The organism is Roseateles sp., from assembly GCF_039595595.1.
Classification (GTDB): Bacteria; Pseudomonadota; Gammaproteobacteria; order Burkholderiales; family Burkholderiaceae_C; genus Roseateles.
The window spans coordinates 398762-418559 of the sequence record NZ_JBCNLG010000002.1 but is presented as its reverse complement, the minus strand read 5'-3'; the positions used below and the strand labels follow the sequence as shown (position 1 = coordinate 418559).

The 19798-nt window shown below is 71.3% G+C and carries 11 protein-coding genes; 4 read left to right on the top strand and 7 right to left on the bottom strand.

Annotated features, from left to right (window positions below; genetic code table 11):
* Positions 1–3: 3 nt before the first annotated feature.
* The 4 genes from ABDW61_RS04620 to ABDW61_RS04605 form a co-directional block, all read right to left on the bottom strand.
* Positions 4–7356, bottom strand: a complete 7353-nt coding sequence (locus tag ABDW61_RS04620; protein ID WP_343636646.1) for a C80 family cysteine peptidase — start codon at positions 7354–7356, stop codon at positions 4–6.
* Between the two features lie 108 nt (positions 7357–7464).
* Positions 7465–8478 (bottom strand): serine/threonine protein kinase, encoded by a 1014-nt coding sequence (locus tag ABDW61_RS04615; RefSeq protein WP_343636644.1) that lies wholly within the window; start codon positions 8476–8478, stop codon positions 7465–7467.
* 75 nt (positions 8479–8553) lie between these two features.
* A complete protein-coding gene (locus tag ABDW61_RS04610) occupies positions 8554–9456 on the bottom strand; it encodes a DUF2726 domain-containing protein (RefSeq protein ID WP_343636641.1) in 903 nt (300 codons plus the stop codon).
* Positions 9457–9655: 199 nt separating this feature from the next.
* Positions 9656–10321 (bottom strand): GNAT family N-acetyltransferase, encoded by a 666-nt coding sequence (locus ABDW61_RS04605; protein ID WP_343636639.1) that lies wholly within the window; start codon positions 10319–10321, stop codon positions 9656–9658.
* 343 nt (positions 10322–10664) lie between these two features.
* On the opposite strand from ABDW61_RS04605, the gene rplM reads away from it, so the two are divergent.
* The 3 genes from rplM (at position 10665) to erpA (ending at position 12081) form a co-directional block, all read left to right on the top strand.
* Positions 10665–11093 carry a 50S ribosomal protein L13 gene (rplM, locus tag ABDW61_RS04600; RefSeq protein WP_067065533.1) on the top strand — a complete coding sequence of 143 codons (429 nt, stop codon included), beginning with the start codon at positions 10665–10667 and terminating at the stop codon, positions 11091–11093.
* Positions 11094–11102: 9 nt separating this feature from the next.
* Entirely contained in the window at positions 11103–11495 is a 393-nt protein-coding gene (gene rpsI / locus ABDW61_RS04595) for a 30S ribosomal protein S9 (protein WP_091727356.1), read from the top strand.
* Positions 11496–11706: 211 nt separating this feature from the next.
* Entirely contained in the window at positions 11707–12081 is a 375-nt protein-coding gene (gene erpA, locus ABDW61_RS04590) for an iron-sulfur cluster insertion protein ErpA (protein WP_343636636.1), read from the top strand.
* Between the two features lie 92 nt (positions 12082–12173).
* Here erpA and ABDW61_RS04585 read toward each other — a convergent pair whose 3' ends face one another.
* The gene (locus ABDW61_RS04585; RefSeq protein ID WP_343636634.1) at positions 12174–13304 is read right to left on the bottom strand and encodes an anhydro-N-acetylmuramic acid kinase; all 1131 of its coding nucleotides are present in this window, start codon (positions 13302–13304) and stop codon (positions 12174–12176) included.
* A gap of 36 nt (positions 13305–13340) precedes the next feature.
* The gene (locus ABDW61_RS04580; RefSeq protein ID WP_343636632.1) at positions 13341–14726 is read right to left on the bottom strand and encodes a peptidoglycan DD-metalloendopeptidase family protein; all 1386 of its coding nucleotides are present in this window, start codon (positions 14724–14726) and stop codon (positions 13341–13343) included.
* A 292-nt stretch (positions 14727–15018) separates the two neighbouring features.
* Here ABDW61_RS04580 and tyrS point away from each other — a divergent pair, with 292 nt between their 5' ends.
* Positions 15019–16266, top strand: coding sequence for a tyrosine--tRNA ligase (tyrS, locus tag ABDW61_RS04575; protein WP_343636630.1), 1248 nt, complete (start codon positions 15019–15021; stop codon positions 16264–16266).
* 49 nt (positions 16267–16315) lie between these two features.
* Here the strand turns inward: tyrS and ABDW61_RS04570 are convergent, their stop codons facing one another.
* Complete coding sequence (locus tag ABDW61_RS04570; protein WP_343636628.1) at positions 16316–19792, bottom strand: S41 family peptidase; 3477 nt, start codon at positions 19790–19792, stop codon at positions 16316–16318.
* Between the last annotated feature and the right edge of the window lie 6 nt (positions 19793–19798).

Sequence of the window (19798 nt, the reverse complement as noted above, 5' to 3'; positions counted from 1 at the left end):
GGCTCATCCGGCCGGGAGTGCGGCGGCCGCGGTCAGCGCCGCCGCCGGTCTGACCGCCGGCCGCCAGACGAAGGGGTTGTCGGCGCCGCCGGCCGGCTCGAAGGCCGCCAGCTCGGCGGCGAAGCGCGCGCTGGCCAGACGCCAGGGGTCCTGCGGGCGCGATGACGGGCCCGCCGGCGAGCCGGTGTCGCGGCGGCTGCCATCCTCGTTCGCGCCCGGTTCCTGGCGCGCGAACAGCAGCGCGCCGCCGGCCGCGCGCGGGTCCGGCGCCAGTCGCCAGTCGCGGCCTTCGTCCTCGCGCGCCATCAGGTCCGCCAGCGCCGCCGGCAGCGCCGCCAGGCACCACCGGCCGCTCAGGCCGCGGTAGCGCAGGAGCGCCGCGGCCGGTCCCGTGCCGTCCACCGGCGGCTCGGTCCCGGACACCGGCGCCACATCGAGCACGCGCATCTCGTCCCACCCCTCCTGGTCGCCGATCCAGACATCGGTGCCATCGCGCCGCGCCGCAAGCCGCGTGCCGCGCGTGGTCAGCAGCGGCAGCGCCGGCGTGCCGGACGGCGACGGCCAGCGCAGGCGTTCGCGGCCGCCGCCGCGCGTGATGCGCAGGCCGGGATCGGGCACCTCGTCGTCGAGGGGATCCTCCGAGCCGGCCGTGAGCGCGCCTTGGATCCGGATCAGCCGCCCCGTGGCGCGCCGGTGCACGAGCAGATCGTCGCCGTCCATGAACACCTCGTGCTGGCGGTCGCCGCCGTCATCCAGGTCGATGCGCCGGGGCGCGCCGTCGGCCTCCTCCAGCACCACGATCTCGTCCGCGTCGAGCGCGTCCGCCCCATCCAGGTCCACCGGCCGTCCGTTGGTCTGGATCAGCAGCACGCGCAGCCGCGCCGTGCCGCCGGGGAACTGCCGCATCAGGGCGCGCAGCTCCGGATCGTCGGCCAGACGGAAGGGGGTGGTGTCGCCGTCGTCCAGGCTCGCGTACAGCATGCCGTCGTCGCTCAGACGCAGGCGCGTGCCTCCTGGGGTCGTGGCGTCGAACAGGTCGGGCCTCAGCTCGAAGTGCGCATAGCCCTCCGGCGCGGCGGCCAGGGAGAGTTGACGAAGCCACCAGGCGATCAGGCCGCGCGAGAAGCGCTGCGGCTCCAGCGACGCGGGACTGGCCGCGAGCGCCGCCAGCTCCGCCGGCGGCAGCGACCGCGAGGTGCCGATCGGCAGCCATTCGGCGCTGATCCGGCCCGGCGCGGGAAAGCTGCCGTAGCGCTCGCCATCGGTGCGCCGCAATCGGAAGAGCCGGTAGGCGCCGTCCACCGGCACCGGGTCCACGTAGACGCCGCCGGGCACCGGCGCCGGATCGTCGGCGCGCCAAGCCAGGTAGGCGGCCGGGTCGAAGTCCTCGAGCGCCGTCATCGGCGCCGGGGCGGGCCGCAGTCCCCGGTTCAGCAGGTCGCCGTCGCCGACATAGGCCCAGTAGCCGTTCTCGCTCCAGTGACCGTCGACTTGCTTCAGATGGGCGAAGCCGGTGTCCGTGCGCAGCATCAGCAGCACATGGACGCGGCCGTCGCCGTCGGTCGCCTTGAAGAGGTCGCCGGGCCGCCCGGCGTCCTTCCAGGCCTCGCGGACGGCGCCCGGGGCGGGGACCAGCCGTTGCAGCGCCGCCAGCAACTGGCGATTCACCAGGGCGTCCAACGCCAGCGGCGACTGCGCCCCGGCGACGGGCGGCAAGGCGTCCGAGATCCTGACCAGCCGGTCGCGCAGCGCTTCCGTGGCGGCCTCGCGCAGGGCGGCTTCCAGGGCGCTGTCCGGCATCGCGTGCCGCGCATACCAGGCGTCCAGCGGCAATCCCTGCAGCGCCGCCTGGGCCTGCCAGAGCCGGAAGGTCGCCGCGTCGATCTCCCGTCCCGCCGCGCTTTCGCGCACCTGCCCCAGCGCGGCGGGCGCCGCCTCGCCCCCGTTGTCGCGTACCGTCAGGCGCGCCAGCTTCACCTGCTCGAGCAAGGACGCCGGCAGTCCGGTCATCCGGGCCTGCGCCGAGGCGCCCGCCGTGGCACCCCAGGCCGCCAGCGCGCGCTGCAGCGGGCTTTCGGGGGGGCGGCCCGGCCGCGGCGCGGCCAGGGCGCGCGCGCCGCGCAGGTCCTGGTCAAGCAGGTCGGTGAGGTCCCGCATGAACAGCTGCACGCCCGCGACCTGCACGTCGTAGAAGTCCTCCGGCCCTTCGCGGTTGGTCTCCCGGACATCGGTCGTGCGCGCGAAGGCGTCGATGCGGATGTCGACGCCGGCGTCGCGCAGCCGATGCACCAGTTGCGAGGAGGATTCAGGCGTCGCGCCCAGGCGTATCCACGGCGAGGCGATGCCCGCGGCCCGATGCGCCTCCAGCAAGCGCCGGAGTTCGTTGAACAGGCGCATCAGCGCGCCGCGCTGCGCCTGGCTGAATCGCGGCGGCAGGGCTTGCACGCCGCTGGGGGGCACGCCCTGTTCAAGGCGGGACTGCCCTTCCATCAGCACCAGCCATTGCAGCGCGATCTCGACGTCGAGGGCCGCCGCGCGGGCGTCCGGACCGGCCTCGGCGAGCGCCGCGAAGCCCTCGATCCCCATGCGCGCCAGATCGCGCGCGAGCAGCGGATCGTCGCGCAGCGGCACGCCGCCGGCCGCGCCGGCGCGCTGGCGCAGACGATCCAGCCGCGCCCACAGGGCCAGGTAGGTGGCGCCGCCGGACGGCCGCCGGGTGGGGGCCGTGTGTCCGGCGAAACGGATCTCGCTCAGCGGTTCGGGGCTGCCCGCGCCGGGCCCGGCGAGATTCACGCCCGCGCCCAGCCGTGCGCTCAGGAAGTCCGTCAGGGCCTGCGCCGTCCACCCGGGGTGATCGCGCAGCCATCGCAGCAAGGCGTGCTCGCCGGCGCCCGACAACAGCTGCGGTGCCCGGATGAAGTCGCCCGACTCGCGGCGGAAGGTGTAGGTGACCGGCTCCAGGAAACGGCCGCCGTCGTAGCGGAGCGTGGGCCGGCCGTCCTCGTCGATGCCGGCCTGTCCGCCGTGCACGGGCGCGATGCCCCAGACGCCCTCCGCCGGCGTGACCCCCGGCTTGAAGAGCATCAGCTGCCGCTCGCCATGCAGCATGGCTTCGCCGCTGACGGGATCCATCAGGCCGGACAGCGGCGCGCCATCGCGCGAGCTCGACAGCCGGATCGGATGGCGCAGTTCAGCCGGCGTCGACGGGCGGAACAGACCGGCGGCCGCGCCGCCGCCCTCATGCCAGCGCAGTTGCCGCAGCGCCTCTTCGAGGGCCTGGACCGGACGCAGCGCCTCGCTCCACGGATCCAGCGCGAGCATCAACGCCGCGTCGCCTCGCGCCAGATCCAGCAGCAGGCGCACCCGGGGCGCTTCCGGGTCCAGCAGCTGGATCACGGCACCGTTCATCGCCTCGAACTGGATCTCCTGCCCGCCCCAGCGCAGGCCCAGGCGCCCGTCGCCGAGCAGCTCCAGCGGCTTGCCGCCGCGGGCCAGGCCGCCCTTGAGCAACAGGGTCCAGACGTCGCGGCCCTGCTCCGACGGCAGGATCCGCACCGGATTGCGCACCGTGCCGTCGGACGGCAAGGCCAGGATGTAGCGCCCGCCCCGGCCGAGCAGCCGCAGGTGCACCAGCGACTGGTCCAGCGGCCGGATGGCCTGGCGGCGGTCGTCGTCGAAGGTGAAGGAGACCGACTCCGCCTCCGACCGCGATGGCAGCGCGAGCACCCGCGGCTGATCGTCGAGCACCACCTCGCACAGCGTGGAGCGGTACTCGTAGCGCCACTGGTCGGCCGACTTGGCGAAGCTGCTGGAGCTCACGTAGTCGCCGACGAAGCGGGCATTGGTGTTCACCTGCATGCGCTCGATCAGCTCGTCGTGGGTGAGCGCGAAGTCGCCGCCCGCCCGTGACGAGGAATAGCCGTCGTAGTGGATGTCCACCGCCGGCGGCGTCAGCAGCAGCAGCACCAGGCCCGGGTCGAGCAGCGGCTCGGCCAGCGCGGCGCGCGGGATGGGCTGGCGGCCGGGCTTGTGCATCGCGGTCCACAGGTCCAGGTCCAGGCCGCGGCGCGCGTACTCCGCCTGCCGGTCGGAGCCGTCCTGCACCCACCAGTCGTGCAGCCGCGTGCCGCCGAACTGGAAGTACAGCTGATTCGGGTGCAGCGCCGAGGCACCCAGCGCCGCGTCGGCGAAGGTCACCGTCCGCGCCTGGAAATCGATGCGCCGGATCGGCGCCCAGCCGTTGATGAGCAGCACCTCGTGCGGCGCGCCGGACTGCGCCTTCATGCGCCGCAGCGGCGCGTCGTAGCCGCGGTCGATCTGATGCAGCGGGCGGAAGTCGCGGGCGACCCGGGCCCGCGCGCCGGACACCGCCTCGTCGAGCGCGGTGATGCCGATCGCCAGACCCGCCAGCGGCACGGTCAGGCCCTCGGCCACGAAGGCGAGCAGGGCCGCGCCGGCGAGGTCGGCCGCCGCCGCCAGGCCGGCCATCGTCGACCCCGCCGCGTCCAGCGCGAAGCGCACCGCCGCGCGCGACACCGCCGCGCTGTTGCCGGTATCCAGCGCCTGGATCAGCTGCTGCAGGTCGAGCGCCACGACACCGGTCTGGACCAGCGCGTTCAGTTCGGCCAGGGCCCGGGCCAGACGGGTGCTGAGCGTGCTCGTCTCGGTCAGTCCCGCGCCGGCGCCCGCGCTGATGGCCGACTGGATCGCGCCGGCCATCGCGGCGGTGTCGGCCGCCGCCTGCAGGCCGCCCTGCGTCATGCCCAGGTACCAGAGCGCGCGCTGATACCGGTCGCCGCCGGGCGCGCCGCCCGCCAGGTCGTGCAGGCCCAGCGCCAGCATGCCCAGGTTGAGCAGGTCCATGCCGGAGCCCCGGATGCCGGCCGCGCCCCGCTGGTCGATCCAGGACAGGCCGCCCTCGATCCAGGCCATGCCGGCGCTCAGCGCGCGCCGGTCCGCGGGCGCGGTGACCGCGCGCTGCTGGGTGCGGCCCGAGGCGAGGTCCAGGTAGCTCAGCATCGTGGCGCCATCGCCGCGCGCCTCCACGCGGGGCAGCAGCACCGAGCCGGCCGGACGCCGCGCGTCCACCACTTCGAGGAAGCGGCGGCGCAGCCGCAGCCGCTCCGTGACCCGCGCATTGGAGAGCATCGCGCCACGGCCGGTGGGCAGCCGGTCCGCGCCCCGCTCCAGGATGCCGCAGCAGGCGCTGTCCGCCAGCGCGCCGGCGCCGCCGGAGGGGAAGCGGTCGCGGACGTGGATCTCGCCGGTGGCGGGATCACGCCGGAACACCCAGGTGGTGCCCGCCGCGCGGCGCCGCGGCGCGACCGCGGGATGCGGGCGCGTGGACCGGCGCAGCCGCTGGCGGCCGTAATCCAGGATCAGCGTGTCCGAGTAGACCGTCGTCTCCATGTCGGGCCGGCCCAGCGCCAGCGCGGCCGCCGCGGCGGTGAACTCGCGCCCGTAACTGCGCTGCACCGCCGGCGTTTCCAGCGCGCAGCTGAGCAGCGCGATGCGCGAGACCTTCGGCAGCGGGCCGAGCCGGCGCATCAACCGGCTCAGTTGATCGGCCAGCGCGGGCGCGGAGCGGCCGCTCAGCAGCCGCTCCTTGGTCGACCACGACGTGTGGCCATGACCGTTCACGATGAGTTTGATCCGCGCGTCCGGCGGCGCGTTCGCGAGCAGCGACCGGCCGCGCACGATCTGGTGCTCGCCGTTCTCGTGCAGCCGCACCCACACGAGGTCATCCGGGTGGATGCGGCTGAGCGTCGCCCCGGTGGCGAGCATGACGGGGTCGTCCTCCATCTGGATGAAGATCCTCAGCCGCGCGCTGCGCGCGTCCGGGGCCGTGTCCGCCGGGAGGCGCGCGGTGTCCGTGGCGCCGCCGCCATGCCAGTCGGCGAGCTCGCGCCGCAGGGGCCCCTTGAAGGCGGGCTCGCCGTAGATGTGCCGGACCACGGCGGCGCCATGGGGGGCGAAGCGCCAGCGGCCATGACGGCCGCGCTTGACCACGGGGATGCTGCCGACCGTGAACGCGTCCTGCGTCAAGGTGGCCTCGCGCGGCAGCCGCTCGGGGTGGAAGGGCATCGGATCGCCGAACACCGCCACGCTGAAGGCGTCGAGCATCTCCAGCTGCCGGTTCTGCGCGCGGATCTGCTCGGCGGTCGGCACGGCGGGAACGGGCGGCAGGTGCAGCACGGCGCGCGGCGCGCCGGGGCCCTCGAACCCGCTCAGCAGCACCCGGCCGGCCTGCCGGTCCAGGGTCTGGTCCAGGTCGGGCGCGAGCGTGTGGAAGAGCGGCAGCGGGCGGTCCACCGAGGCGGGCAGCAGGGCCGGAGGCGGCGCGCCGGCGGCCTCGAAGGCCTGCCAGCGCGAGACCAGCAGCGACTGCAGCCGCGACTCGCCTTCGGTGGCGTAGACGCTTGGGGCGACACGGTCCCAGGCTGCGACCTCGTCGGGCTGCCGGGACAGGAAGAGCATCGGCCCGATCATGTCCAGGCGCGACAGCGCCCGCAGCGGACCCCACAGCGCGCGCAGCATGCGCAGGTGCGCCTTGGAGCGCGCGTCCGTCGCGACGGTGAGCGCGCCCAGCCGGTCGGCGTCGACCAGGAAGGGCAGCCCGGCGGCTCCGGCGTAGAGGGCGTTGCCCAGGATCTGCGCCGCCACGAGGCGGTCGACCAGCGCCGCCGCGGGCGTGCCGCCGATCGAGCGCTCGATGCCGGTGGCGGCCGCCAGCAGGGCGTCCGCGAGCAGCGCGCTGGCGCGGTGCACCGAGGATTTCACCCGCAGCAGCGGTGAGGGCGGGGCGCCCAGGGTGCCGAGCCCCACATCGCCGATGGTCCAGGGCTGCAGCGTTGCCTCGATGGACAGGGCCTGGGGCTGGAAGATCGCTGTGGACAGCGTGTCGCGCGGGCCGCCCCCGCCGAGCAGCTCGGCATAGCGTCCGTCCAGGACCGCCGCCACGACGCGCTGCGCCACCGCGTTCAGGAAGCGCCGTTCGCCGGCCTGGATGCGCGCTTCCCGCAGGCGGCCGATCAGCAGGTCCAGCACTTCGTTGCGGCAGGCTTCGCGCACGCTGTCCTGCACCTCGACGGACACCGCCAGCGCGGGCTGCAGGGCGTGCTGCGCGGCCAGCAGGATGACACGCAGCCGGCCCTCCTCGGTCTGCGGCGAGGGATCGTCCCGCGTCGCGGTCAACAGCCGCAGCACCGCCTCGCGGCTTTCACGGCCGCCGCGGCTCCCGCGTGCGGTGGCGCGGGTCGAGCCCGGCACGGGGGCGGGAAGCTGAGGCCGTTTGTCGCGCGCCGGCAGTTCCGGCAGCGCGATGCGCAGGCGCATCGGGGTGGGAGGGGCAGGCATGGGCGCGCTTCTCGCAAGGGGAGCGCCTCAGTCGCCCGGCCCCCCGCGCCCGGCGTGGCCGCGGCGATGCCCCAAGCCGGCGTTGCTGGCCCCGGCCGCTGCCCTGGATCAGTAGGGCGCTGCCCCGGCCCGCCCGGTGTCCGACTGCATGGCGTCCAACTGATCGCGCAGCTTGACCACCTGGTCGCTCCAGTAGTTCGGCGTGCCGAACCAGGGGAAGGCCAGCGGGAAGGCGGGGTCGTCCCAGCGCCGCGCCAGCCAGGCACTGTGGTGGATCATCCGCTGCGTGCGCAGCGCCTCCACCAGGCGCAGCTCGCGCCAGTCGAATTCGCGCACGCTCTCGTAGCCGTCGAGCAGCGCGTCGAGCTGGCGGCGCGCCGCCTCGGGCTCGCCCGACAGCAGCATCCACAGGTCCTGCACCGCCGGTCCCTGCATGGCGTCGTCCAGGTCGACGAAATGCGGCCCGCGGTCCGGCGTCCACAGGATGTTGCCGGGGTGGCAGTCGCCGTGCAGGCGCAGCGCGAGCCGGTCCGGCAGGCGGTCGAAGGCGGCGTCGATCGCGTCGATGCAGCGCGCGGCGGCGTCATGCCAGAGCGCCGACAGCTCCGGCGGCAGGGTGTCGTGGGCGCGCAGCCAGTCGCGCGCCTCGCGGGCCGGCGCGGCGCTGTTCCACGCCAGCCGGTGGCGGAAGGGCTCCGCCGCGCCGACGTCATGCAGCCGCGCCAGGAAGCGCCCGATCCAGCGCAGCACCTCGGGATCCTCGAGTTCGGGCGCGCGGCCGCCCTGGCGCGGCGTGACCGCGAAGCGCTGGCCCTCGAAATGGCCCAGCGTGGCGGCTCCGTCGCCGGTTGCCAGCGTCAGCGGCGCGACGACGGGGACCTCGGCTTCGGCCAGCGCGCGGGCGAAGGCGTGTTCCTCCAGGATCTGCGCGTCGGTCCAGCGGCCCGGGCGGTAGAACTTCGCCACCACCGCGGCGCCGTCCTCCAGGTGGGCGAGCAGCACGCGGTTCTCGTAGGAGTTCAGCTGCAGCAGCCGGCCGTCGGGGCGGAGCCCGGCGTGCTCGAGCGCGTCCAGCATCAATTCGGGCGTGAGAAGGCCGAAGCCGGCCGGGGAATCAGTCATCGAGGGGCGGGCGAACGCGGCGACAGCGCCGGAGCGCCATCGGGTCCGCCAGGAAAGCGGGGCAGGGCGCGTAGCTTAGCGCCGCATGAAGCGCGGACCGTCGACGACCACGCCGCCGATCTCGGGATCCGGCATGTCGCCGGGCAGCGTCGGGAAGTCGCGGCCGAACTGGGAGTCGCGATACGGCTCGCGCGGCGGGGCCTCCCGCAGCTGCGAGTCGCGGAATCCGGACGCGTCATGCGCGCCAGCGCGCGGGCGGTAGCCACGGGCTCGCGGCTCGGGCGGCGCCAGCGGCGCCTGCTGCGTCTCGCCGCCGTAGGCGTCGTAGCGGCTGTCGGGCGCGAAGAAGGAATCGCTGAACACCGGCGAATCGTTCCACAGCGTGTTGCGGGCGGCCGGCGCCGCCGGGGCGCTTCGGCGAGCGCCGGCGTGGAGGCCAGACGCCTGGCTCGCGCCGGCATGCGCCGCGCGCGGCATCGCCGCCATGCCGCCTCGGCTGCCCTGGTTGCTGTAAGGCACCAGCAATTGGAGCTCGGTCGCGCTGGGCAGGTTGTCCACGGCGCTGCGCAGGTAGCGGATGCGGCAGGCGGCCAGCACCGCCTGCTTGATCTGCAGGCTGCGCGTGGAGCCCGGGCGGTCGGTTTCGAGATCGATCGCGGCCAGTACCCGCCCGTTCGGGCTGCAGATCGCGAAATTCACGCTGATGCCGCCCAGCAGTTCATACCAGTAGCGGACATCGCGCGCCTCGGTCGGCTGGCAGAAGCGCACCATCGGCAGCTTGCACATCACGACGTGGTGGGGGAGCGCCTCGCGCAGCAGGCGGAAGACGCGGCGCTCGTCGGCGCTGAAGACCGGCCGCGGGCTCAGCGACCACTCGGTGGGGAGCGGCTTGCGCTCGCGCCGCGGGCGCCGCAGCAGCAGCGCGGCGAGCAGGCCCGCCACGGCCAGCGCCGACAGTCCCGCGATGATCCACGGCAACGTGTTCTGCATATCCCGACGAAGTGGACAGTGGAGGGGCGCCTCGGGCGCCAAGCGCTCGTGCGGCGGCGATGCCACGGCAACTGCCGTGCACCGTACCGGCGATGGGCGCGAATGTAGCGGAAACTCGTTACAAAATGCATCCACATTCCCCCCTGGATCCGGGTGGGAGCAAGGGAATGAATCGGCGGATGTGCGATCAGCGTTTCGGATCGTCGCCAGCGGCGCGGTCGCGGATCTTGCGGATGCGCGACTTGACTTCCGCCACGCCGTCCAGGAACTGGCCGACGGTGCGCATGTGGCGCTTGAATTGGAAGTCCCATTCCGCCATGTGGCGCTCCAGCGCTTCGTCGACATGCGAGGACACCGAGTCCGGCGGCAGGCGCAGCCAGGCTTCGGACTCGCCGCCGTCGCGCTCGACGGTCGCGCCGGCGTTGCGGGCGATCTTGAGCATCGGGGCGTTCTCGCTCAGCGCGTGAATGAACAGCGTGTCGATGCCGCGATTGCGGGCGTGCAGGGCGGCGCGCTCGAACAGCCGGCCGCCGAAACCCTTGCCGCGCGCGCTCGTGGCCACGGAGACGCCGAACTCGGCCATCGCCGCGCGGCCCCTGATCTGCGGCGCTGGGGCGTAGGCCAGGTGCGCCACGGCGATCAGTTGCAGCCGGCGGTTGAAGATGCCCAGGACTTCGTCGCGGACGAAATCCAGGCCGGCGACGTACTTCTGGATCTGTTCGTCCCGCGCCGGATAGCCGAAGCGCAGGTAGCGGTCGCGCTCGCCCAGCGCCAGCAGGTGCTGGAGGATGCGTTGGCGGTGGCGCCGGCCCAGCGAGCGGATCGGCACCCAGGCGGTCCAGCGCGCCAGCATCGACCGGGGATTCCAGCGCGACGGCGGGTCCTGTGCCGGAGGGGTCGGCTCGGAGGGTGCGGGGGGCGGATCGGACGGGGTGGGCATGGCGGGCGGGGCAGTGCGCACGGATGCTAGCGGGGAACGGCGCCGGCGCCGCTCCGAAGCGGTCAGGAACGGCCGTGGGAAGGCCTGGATTTGGCCTTTCCAGGCGGCTCTGCTAGACTCGCCGGCTTTCCCGTTCCCAAGGCAGCGGGAGAAACGTCCGTGAGAGGCCGCGCGATACGTTGCAAGACGTCGCTATAAGCGTGCACCGAGCGTACGGGGGCAGATCGCCCGGATTCAAGCCTTTTGAAAGAACCTCATGAAGACCTTCAGCGCCAAGCCGGCCGAAGTGACGCACGAGTGGTTTGTGATTGACGCCACCGACAAGGTGCTCGGACGTGTTGCCAGCGAAGTGGCACTCCGTTTGCGCGGCAAGCACAAGGCCATCTACACGCCTCACGTCGACACCGGTGACTTCATCGTCATCATCAACGCCGAGAAGCTCCGCGTCACCGGCAACAAGGCCACGGACAAGGTGTACTACCGTCACTCGGGTTTCCCGGGCGGCATCTACGCCACCAAGTTCAAGGACATGCAAGCCAAGCATCCGGGCCGCGCCCTGGAGAAGGCCGTCAAGGGCATGCTGCCCAAGGGTCCGCTGGGCTACGCGATGATCAAGAAGCTGAAGGTGTATGCGGGCGACACGCATCCGCACACCGCCCAGCAGCCCAAGGCTCTGGAAATCTAAGGAGCGGAGATGATCGGAAACTGGAACTACGGTACCGGCCGTCGCAAGTCGTCTGTGGCTCGTGTCTTCATCAAGAAGGGCACTGGCCAGATCACCGTCAATGGCCGCTCGATCGAGCAGTACTTCGGCCGTCAGACGTCGATCATGATTTCTCGCCAGCCGCTGCTGCTGACGAACAATGGCGAAGCGTTCGACATCAAGATCAACGTGCACGGCGGCGGCGAGTCCGGCCAGGCCGGTGCTGTCCGTCTGGGCATCACGCGCGCGCTGATCGACTACGACGCGGCCCTGAAGCCCGAACTGAGCCGCGCTGGCTTCGTCACGCGTGACGCGCGTGAAGTCGAGCGTAAGAAGGTCGGTCTGCACGGCGCCCGTCGCCGGAAGCAGTTCAGCAAGCGCTGATCGACTTTCGTTCGCTGGTGGAATCCGGGTTGGGATCTCATCAGCGACGCGAACTCCACAACAAGGCCGCTGCCCTCAGCGGCCTTGTTTTTTGGAGAAGGCCCGGCATGTGGCAGACATGTCTGGGTCAGGGCTTATTTCCAAGCATCGGGCGGCCGTCCGGGTGCTTTGACATAATTCCCGCCATTCCTCCGACACAACAGGATTCACGATGAGCGCAGTCCTCGAAACCCAAACCACCGGCATGGGCGACATGCCGGCTCCGCTGGTCTTCACCGACAGCGCGGCCGAGAAGGTGCGCGAGCTGGTGCTGGAAGAAGGCAATCCTGAACTGAAGCTGCGCGTGTTCGTGCAGGGTGGCGGTTGCTCCGGCTTCCAGTACGGTTTCACCTTCGATGAAGCGGTGAACGACGACGACACGCAAATGAACAAGAACGGCGTGACGCTGCTGATCGACGCGATGAGCCTGCAATACCTGGTCGGCGCTGAGATCGACTACAAGGAAGATCTGCAAGGCGCCCAGTTCGTGATCAAGAACCCGAACGCCCAGACCACCTGCGGGTGCGGTTCGAGCTTCTCGGTGTGATCGCGTGGCGCCTTGATGGCGCTTGCGCTGAAATGACAAAGGCCGCCCTCGGGCGGCCTTTGTCGTTTGCGGAAGGAGAGTGAGGCGCGGGCTCAGGCGGGCGTGTAGCTGCCCAGCACGCGCAGTCCGGAGGCGCCGGTCGCCGCCGGCAGGTTGCCGGGGAGGCCTCGCACATGACGCATCGCGAGCCAGGCGAACGCGGCTGCCTCCACTTGCATGGGGGGCAGGCCGCGGGCTGCGGTGGTGTCGATGGCGATCGTGGGCATCAGCGCCCGGAGGCGAGCCATGAGCGCGTCATTGAAAGAGCCGCCGCCACAGACGAGCAGTTCGCGCCACTGGCCTGGTGCGAAGGTGGCCAGGCTGTCCGCCACACAGCGGGCGCTCAATTCCAGCAGCGTGGCCTGAACGTCGACGGGTTTGGCCGGGCGAGCGAGAGCGGCCAGCTTCGCGTCCAGCCAGTCGAGATTGAACAGATCCCGTCCGGTGCTGCGTGGCGGAGGCTGCTGGAAGTAGGGATCGGCCAGCATCGCCTCGAGCAGCGTCTCATGCACGCGGCCTTGTGCCGCCCATCTGCCGGACACATCGTAGGCCTGCTGCTGGTGACGATCGATCCAATCGTCCATCAGGCAATTGCCCGGTCCGCAGTCGAAGCCGCCGGTGCGGCCATCGGCCCAGAGCAGGCTGACGTTGCTGATGCCACCGATGTTCAGCGCGACGACATCGGTGCCCTCCCGCGCCAGCGCGGCCCGGTGGAAGGCTGGCACCAGCGGCGCCCCCTGGCCGCCCGCAGCCAGATCGCGGCTGCGCAGATCGTGGACGACGGCGATGCCCGTGAGCTCCGCCAGCAGGGCCGGGTTGAGCAATTGGAGGGTGAACCCGGTGCCATCGAATTCACCCGGACGGTGGCGGACCGTTTGCCCGTGGGCGCCAAGAGCGCGGATCTGCTGGGGCAGCAACTGCGCGTCGCTGAGCAGCGAGTGGCAGACCTGCGCGTAGACCCGCGCCACGCCATTGCTGGCGAGTGCCGCGCGTTTCAGTTCGTCGTTGCCAGGTTGATTGAGCGCGAACAGTTCGTCCTGCAACCGGAGGCCGAAGCGCTCGTGGTGGTGAGCGAGGGCCTGAACACTGCCATCGGCCTCGGCGCGCAACAGGACGGCATCGACGCCGTCCAGCGATGTGCCGGACATCAGTCCGATGTAGAGCTCGGTGCCGGGCGTCGTCATGCCGAGGACTCGCGGCGAAGCGTCCCGCCGGCCGGCTTACTCGCCGACGACACCTTCGTTGATCGAAGCGGCCGCCGCCAGCTGCGCCTTGGCGCTGGCGACCTGCGACTTGAACGCGGCCTTGGCGGTCGCCGGCAGCGCCACGGCCTCGGAGGCGCGCGCGATCACGCGCGGATCCTGCTGCTTGCCGGCCACGCGGAACTCGAAGTGCAGATGCGGGCCGGTGGCCCAGCCGGTCGCCCCGACGGCGCCGATCTTCTGGCCCTGCTCGACCTTCTGGCCCTTCTTGACGTCGATGCGGCTCAGGTGCGCGTAGACCGTCATGCGGTTGCCGCTGTGCTTGAGCTGGATCACGTTGCCGAAGCCGTTCTGCCAGCCGGCGAACTCGACATTGCCGTCGCCGACGCTGCGCACCGCGGTGCCGGTGGGGGCGCCGTAGTCGATGCCCTGATGCTGGCGCCAGGTCTGAAGGATCGGATGGAAGCGCATCGCGAAACCGGAGGTCACGCGCGAGAACTCCATCGGGCTGGCCAGGAACGAGCGGCGCTTGCTCTCGCCGTCGAAGCCGTAGTAGTTGCCCTTGCCACTGGCCGGGTCGCGGAACCACACGGACTGATAGCTCTTGCCGTTGTTGACGAACTCGGCGGCCAGCAGGCGGCCGGCGCGGTTGCCCCAGGTGATGGGCTCGCCGTCGGCGGTCAGGGTCTCGTAGACCATCGAGAAGCGGTCGCCCTTGCGCAGCTCGCGATGGAAGTCGATGTCGCCGGAGAACATGTCCGCCAGTTGCGTCGCGATGGCGTCGGGCACGTTGGCCTCGTCGGTCGCGGCGAACAGCGAGGACTGGATCGTGCCGCTGCCCAGGCGGGTCTGGGTCTCGAGCGGCACGGTCTCGATCTTCGAGACGAACTTGTCGCCCTGGCGCGTGATGCTCAGGCGGGTGAAGTGGGTGTCCTGCTGCTCGGCCGACTCGGCGGCGTAGCGGGCGACCAGGCTCTGCACCTCGCCGCTGGCGGTGGCCACGACCTGCACGCGCTTGCCGACGCGGCCGGTCAGCAGCTTCTTCGCGACCTCGTCGCTGCGCAGGAAGGCGGCCGCGGCGGGATCGGAGGCGCCCATGCGCTTGAGCAGCGAATCGGCGGTGTCGGCGGCGCGGGTGAGGTCGCTGCGCGAGAGGCCCGGATCGAAGGCGGCCAGTTCGGCCAGTTGCTGGTCCAGCGACTGCAGCGGGATGGATTCGGAGACGACGGTCTGCGGCAGGTCGGCGGCGTCAGGGGCCATCGGCGCGACGCCGAAGGCGGTGACGGCGAAGCCGCTCAGGACACCGACCACCGTGCCGGTCAGGGCGCGGGGGTGTTTGGCCGCGAAGGATTCGGCGCGAGCGAGGGTGCGCTGCACGCGCTGCCATTCGTCAGTCCAATTCATCACGCGCCAAAGACCTTCTTTCTGGAGCCTGAAAACCCCGTCCGCCGCCACGCCGGATCAGCGTGGCCCGGACGGGCCGTGTGCTGGATTCACCGCCCTGTAAAGCGAAGGACGCCGGGGGGCGTCCACTAGAATCGCGCTCTTGCGGTGCAGCATCTGGATGGGCATGGTTTTTGCCCTCTGGGGCGCCCCGCAAAACAGCCGGCAGTATACCGGTGACCCCGGGAGACAGATGTCTAGAAAACCCGGCAAATCAAGACTTTACGTAACCCCGTGCGGGCTCTGAAGCGCCATGTCTGAAATCCGAACCGAGTCCTCGACGACCCCTGAATTCCCGATCACCGACCGGGTCCGTCACGCGCTGCAGCAGTCGCTGCGGGGCTGCGAGGAACTGCTCCCGCAGGACGAGTGGCTGAAGAAGCTGGCACGCTCGGAGGCGACCGGTCAGCCGCTGCGGATCAAGCTGGGCCTGGACCCGACGGCGCCGGACATCCACATCGGTCACACGGTGGTGCTGAACAAGATGCGCCAGTTGCAGGACCTGGGTCATCAGGTGATCTTCCTGATCGGCGACTTCACGTCGATGATCGGCGACCCCTCGGGCCGCAACGCCACGCGGCCCCCGCTCACGCCGGAGCAGATCAAGCACAACGCCGAGACCTATTACAAGCAGGCCAGTCTGGTGCTGGATCCGGCGCGGACCGAGATCCGCTACAACAGCGAGTGGTCCGATCCGCTGGGGGCGCGCGGGATGATCCAGCTGGCGGCCAAGTACACGGTCGCGCGGATGATGGAGCGGGACGACTTCACCAAGCGCTACGCGGCGGGCACGCCGATCTCGGTGCATGAGTTCCTGTACCCGCTGATGCAGGGCTACGACTCGGTGGCGCTGAAGTCCGATCTGGAGCTTGGCGGCACGGACCAGAAGTTCAACCTGCTGATGGGCCGGCACCTGCAGGCCGAGTACGGCCAGGAGCCGCAGTGCATCCTGACGATGCCGCTGCTGGAGGGACTGGATGGCGTCGAGAAGATGTCCAAGTCCAAGAACAACTACGTGGGCATCACCGAGCCGGCGAACAGCATGTTCGCGAAGATCCTGTCGATCAGCGACGTGCAGATGTGGAAGTGGTTCGACCTGCTGAGCTTCCGCTCGATCGAGGAGATCGCCGCGCTCAAGCGAGAGATCGAAGCCGGCCGCAATCCGAAGGAAGTGAAGGTGATGCTCGCCAAGGAGATCACCGCGCGCTTCCACAGCGCGGCAGCGGCCGATGCGGCCGAGGCCGATTTCGACAACCGCGCCAAGGGCGGCATCCCGGACGACATTCCCGAGCTGAGTCTGAGCGGCGCGCCGATGGGCGTTGCCGCCTTGCTGAAGGCGGCGAACCTGGTGCCCTCCAACGGCGAGGGCAACCGGATGATCGAACAGGGTGGCGTGAAGATCGACGGCACGACGATCAGTGACAAGGGGCTGAAGGTCGAGGCCGGCACGATGGTGTTGCAGGTGGGCAAGCGCAAGTTCGCGCGCGTCACCCTGAGCTGACCGACGCCAGGCCTTTCGCGCTCGCGCAGCGTCGCCCTGGCCCCGGGCCTCACTGCTTGATCGGCCGCAGATACGGTCCCGGCTTGGCCGTCTTGATCGGATCCTTGGCGATCGCGTCCTTGAGCCAGGCGATGGCTGCGTCGAGCTGCGCGTCCTGCCCATTGGCGGTGGCCCGGGGCGGGTTGTCCACGACGATATCCGGCGTGACGCCCTTGCCCTCGACGAGGAACTGCCCGTCGACGGTGATCTGGCCGTTCTCGGCGGCGCGCATCAAGCCGTTGTCCATCAGCCGGTTCTGGTCGGACAGCCACACGCCGGCGCCTGAGGTCGTGACGCCGATGACGGGTCCCAGTCCCAGCCGCTTGAAGCCTTCGGAGAAGGTCTCGCCGTCGGAGTAGGTTTCCTCGTTGGCCAGCACGACGACTTTGCCGCGGAACACCTGCTGCATGTTGGGATAGGCCTTGGCGCCGTGTGGCGAGCGCGGCTGCCAGAACGCCCAGGCGCGGCGCAGCAGCGTCTGGAGGATCCAGCTGTCGATGTTGCCGCCGTTGTTGTGGCGGACGTCGATGATCAGGCCCTCGCGCTCGCTCTGCGCGTAGAACTCGCGGACGAAGTCGCCGATGTCGTCCCGGGTCATCGCGCGCAGGTGGAGGTAGCCGATCTTGCCGTTGCTGGCGGTGTCGACGATCCGGGCGCGGCCATAGCGCCAGTCGTTGACGCGCAACTGGCCTTCGCGGCGCAGGTCGACTGGCGTGACGACCACGGGGCGCTCCTTGCCCGAGGGCTCGCGCACCTGCAGCAGCACCTGCTTGCCGGCCTGGCCGCGCATCAGCTCGCTGGGATCGGGCGCCTGGGCGGCGTCGCGGCCGTTGATCTGCGTGATGACGGTGCCCAGCGGGATGTTGAGTCCGGGCGCGGCGAGCGGGCCGGCCTCGGATGGCAGCTCCGGATCGCCGCTGAAGATGCGGGTGACTTTCCAGCCCTTGGCGTCGCGCTCGAGCTGCGCGCCCAGGCCGGCGAAGCCTGGTTCCTCGGCGCCCTTGCGGACCTCGCCCGGTGCGACCTGGCTGTGCAGCAGGCTGAGTTCGCCCACCATCTGCGCCATCACCTCGGCGAGTTCATTGCGCTCGGTGACGCGCTCGACCAGCGGGGCGTACTTGGCGCGCATGGCGGTCCAGTCCACGCCGTGCATGTCCTTGTCGTAGAAGAAGTCGCGCTGCATGCGCCAGGCGTCGTTGAACATCTGACGCCATTCGGCCTTGGGATCGACGGCGATCTGCCAGTCGGTCCAGCGCACGCGGGCCTTGTCGAGGTCGCCCGGAATGCGCGGGCCGGCGTCGACGATCAGGATCTCGGGCGCGGCGCCGGGGGCGGCCGGGCGGCGGATCATGAGCTTCTTGCCATCGGCGCTGAGGTCGAAGGCGGCGACCTGCTCGGCGAAGGTCTCGACCTTGGTTTCGCCCGGGCCGATCGGCAGCTGGCGCAGTGCGCCGGCCTCCTGCAGGTACAGGCGCTTGGAGTCGACGGCCAGGCCGCTGTAGTTGGCTGCGGCGATGGGCACCTCGTACAGGCGCAGCGACAGGCCGGGGATCTGGATTTCGGGCTTGCCCTTGGCGGCCGGTTTCTCTTCCTTCACCGCGGCGGCCTTGGCCTGATCGACCTTCTGCTTCGATTCCTTGTTGTCGGGCTTGTCCTTCTCCTGCTCGCGGACCTCGGCCTCCTCCTTGGCCTTCAGGCCTTGCAGCTCATCCGGTTGCGCGAAGGGGAAGCGCAGGCCCGGCTGCAGCGCCAGCGCGTAGACCTTCCAGCCCTTGTCGAAGAAGGGGCCCATGTTGCGGTCGCCCCAGGGGCCGGGGTTGCCGGTCACGTCGAAGCTGCGGCGCGAGAGGAAGTACAGCCATTGGCCATCGGGGCTGAAAGCCGGCGCGGTGGCGGCGTAGCGGTCGCTGCCGAGCTGGTGGACCTTGCCGTCGGCGACGGTCAGCAGGAGCAGTTGTTCGCGGTAGGGGTTGCTGGTCGAGCGCGTGAACGCGAGCGACTTGCCGTCGGCGGCCCAGGTGAGGGACGAGGCGCCATCGCCGGAGGGATCGTGGTCGACCTCGCGGGTGGCGGCGGCGCGGCTGGGGTTCTTCAGGTCGGTGAGGAAGAGCCGGCCTTCCTTGTCCGTGTGCGCGATCCAACGGCCATCGGGCGAGGGCACCAGCGAGCGCCGCATCGCGGTGGCGCCCTCGGTGATCTGCCGGGGCTGGCCGGTGCCGTTGGCGGCGAAGCGCCAGATCTCGATCTCGCCGCTGTAGTCGCACAGCGCGAAGACCTCGCGGCTGTCGGCGCTGAAGGCGGCCTCGCGGCAGCGGCCGGCGTCGCCGAGGGCGGCGGGCACGGGCAGCTCGGCGCGGCGCAGCGGGCCCGTGCCCTGCGTGGCCAGGCGGCCGCGGGCGGTCAGCACGACCTGCTCGCCGTTGGGCGACAGCGAGACGCCGGTCAGGAAGTCCTGCGGGCGGCTGATCCAGCGCTTGCGTTGCTGGTCGAAGTCTCCGCCCAGCGCGATGGTGAGCTTCTGCTCGGGCGCGTCGGCGGCCAGGTCCAGGCGGTAGAGGTCGGCGCCGGCGGCCAGGATGGCCTGCGTGCCGTCGACGCTGGCGTGGCGGACGTCCCAGCCCTTGAAGCGGGTGTGCTGGCGCAGGTCGGAGCCGTCGGCCTTGACGGACCAGACGTTGAAGGTGCCGTCGCGGTCGGACAGGAAGGCGACGCGGGCGGAGCCGGACGCGTCGGCGTAAGGCATCGGGCGGCGGTCGTTGGCGCCTTCGGCGACCAGGGGTCTGGCCTCGGCGGTGCCGGCCAGGTCCATCACCCACAGCCGGGCGAGCGCGCCGCCGCGGTACTGACGGGCGTTGTCGCCGCGCAGGCCGTTGCGGGTGAAGTACAGGGTCTTGCCGTCGGCGCTGAGCGCGCCATCGCTGGCCTGGCCGACGGGCAGCGCGCGGTGCGTGCCGGTGGCGATGTCCACGAGGTGGAGCTGGGTGCCGGGTTCGCCGCGTTCGGTGTTGCCGCTGTAGAGGATCTCGTTGCGGGCGGTGATGCCCCAGACACGCACGGCGCCGGTGTCCCAGGTCAGGCGGCGGGGCACACCGCCAGCGGCGGGCATGACGTAGACGTCGCTGGCACCTTCCTGCTGGCCGGTGAAGGCGATCCAGCGGCCGTCGGGCGACACGGCGGGGTAGGTCTCGGCGCCGCCGTGGGTGGTCAGCCGCTGCGCGGTGCCGCCGGTGATGGCGGTCTGCCAGAGGTCGCCCTCGGCGACGAAGACGACGCGGTCGCCGCGCAGCGCGGGCATGCGATAGAAGCCCAGCGAGGGGTCGGTCGAGGCGGGCTTGGCGGCGACGGTGCGCGCGGCGGCGTCGGCGGTACCGGCGAGGGCGGCCGAGCTGGAGATGGTGGTGATGTTGGCGGGGGCCTCGGCGGCGATGGCGAGGGTGGCCATCGAGCAGGCCGTGGCGATGGCCAGGCGGCGGAACGAAATGCGCATTGCGGG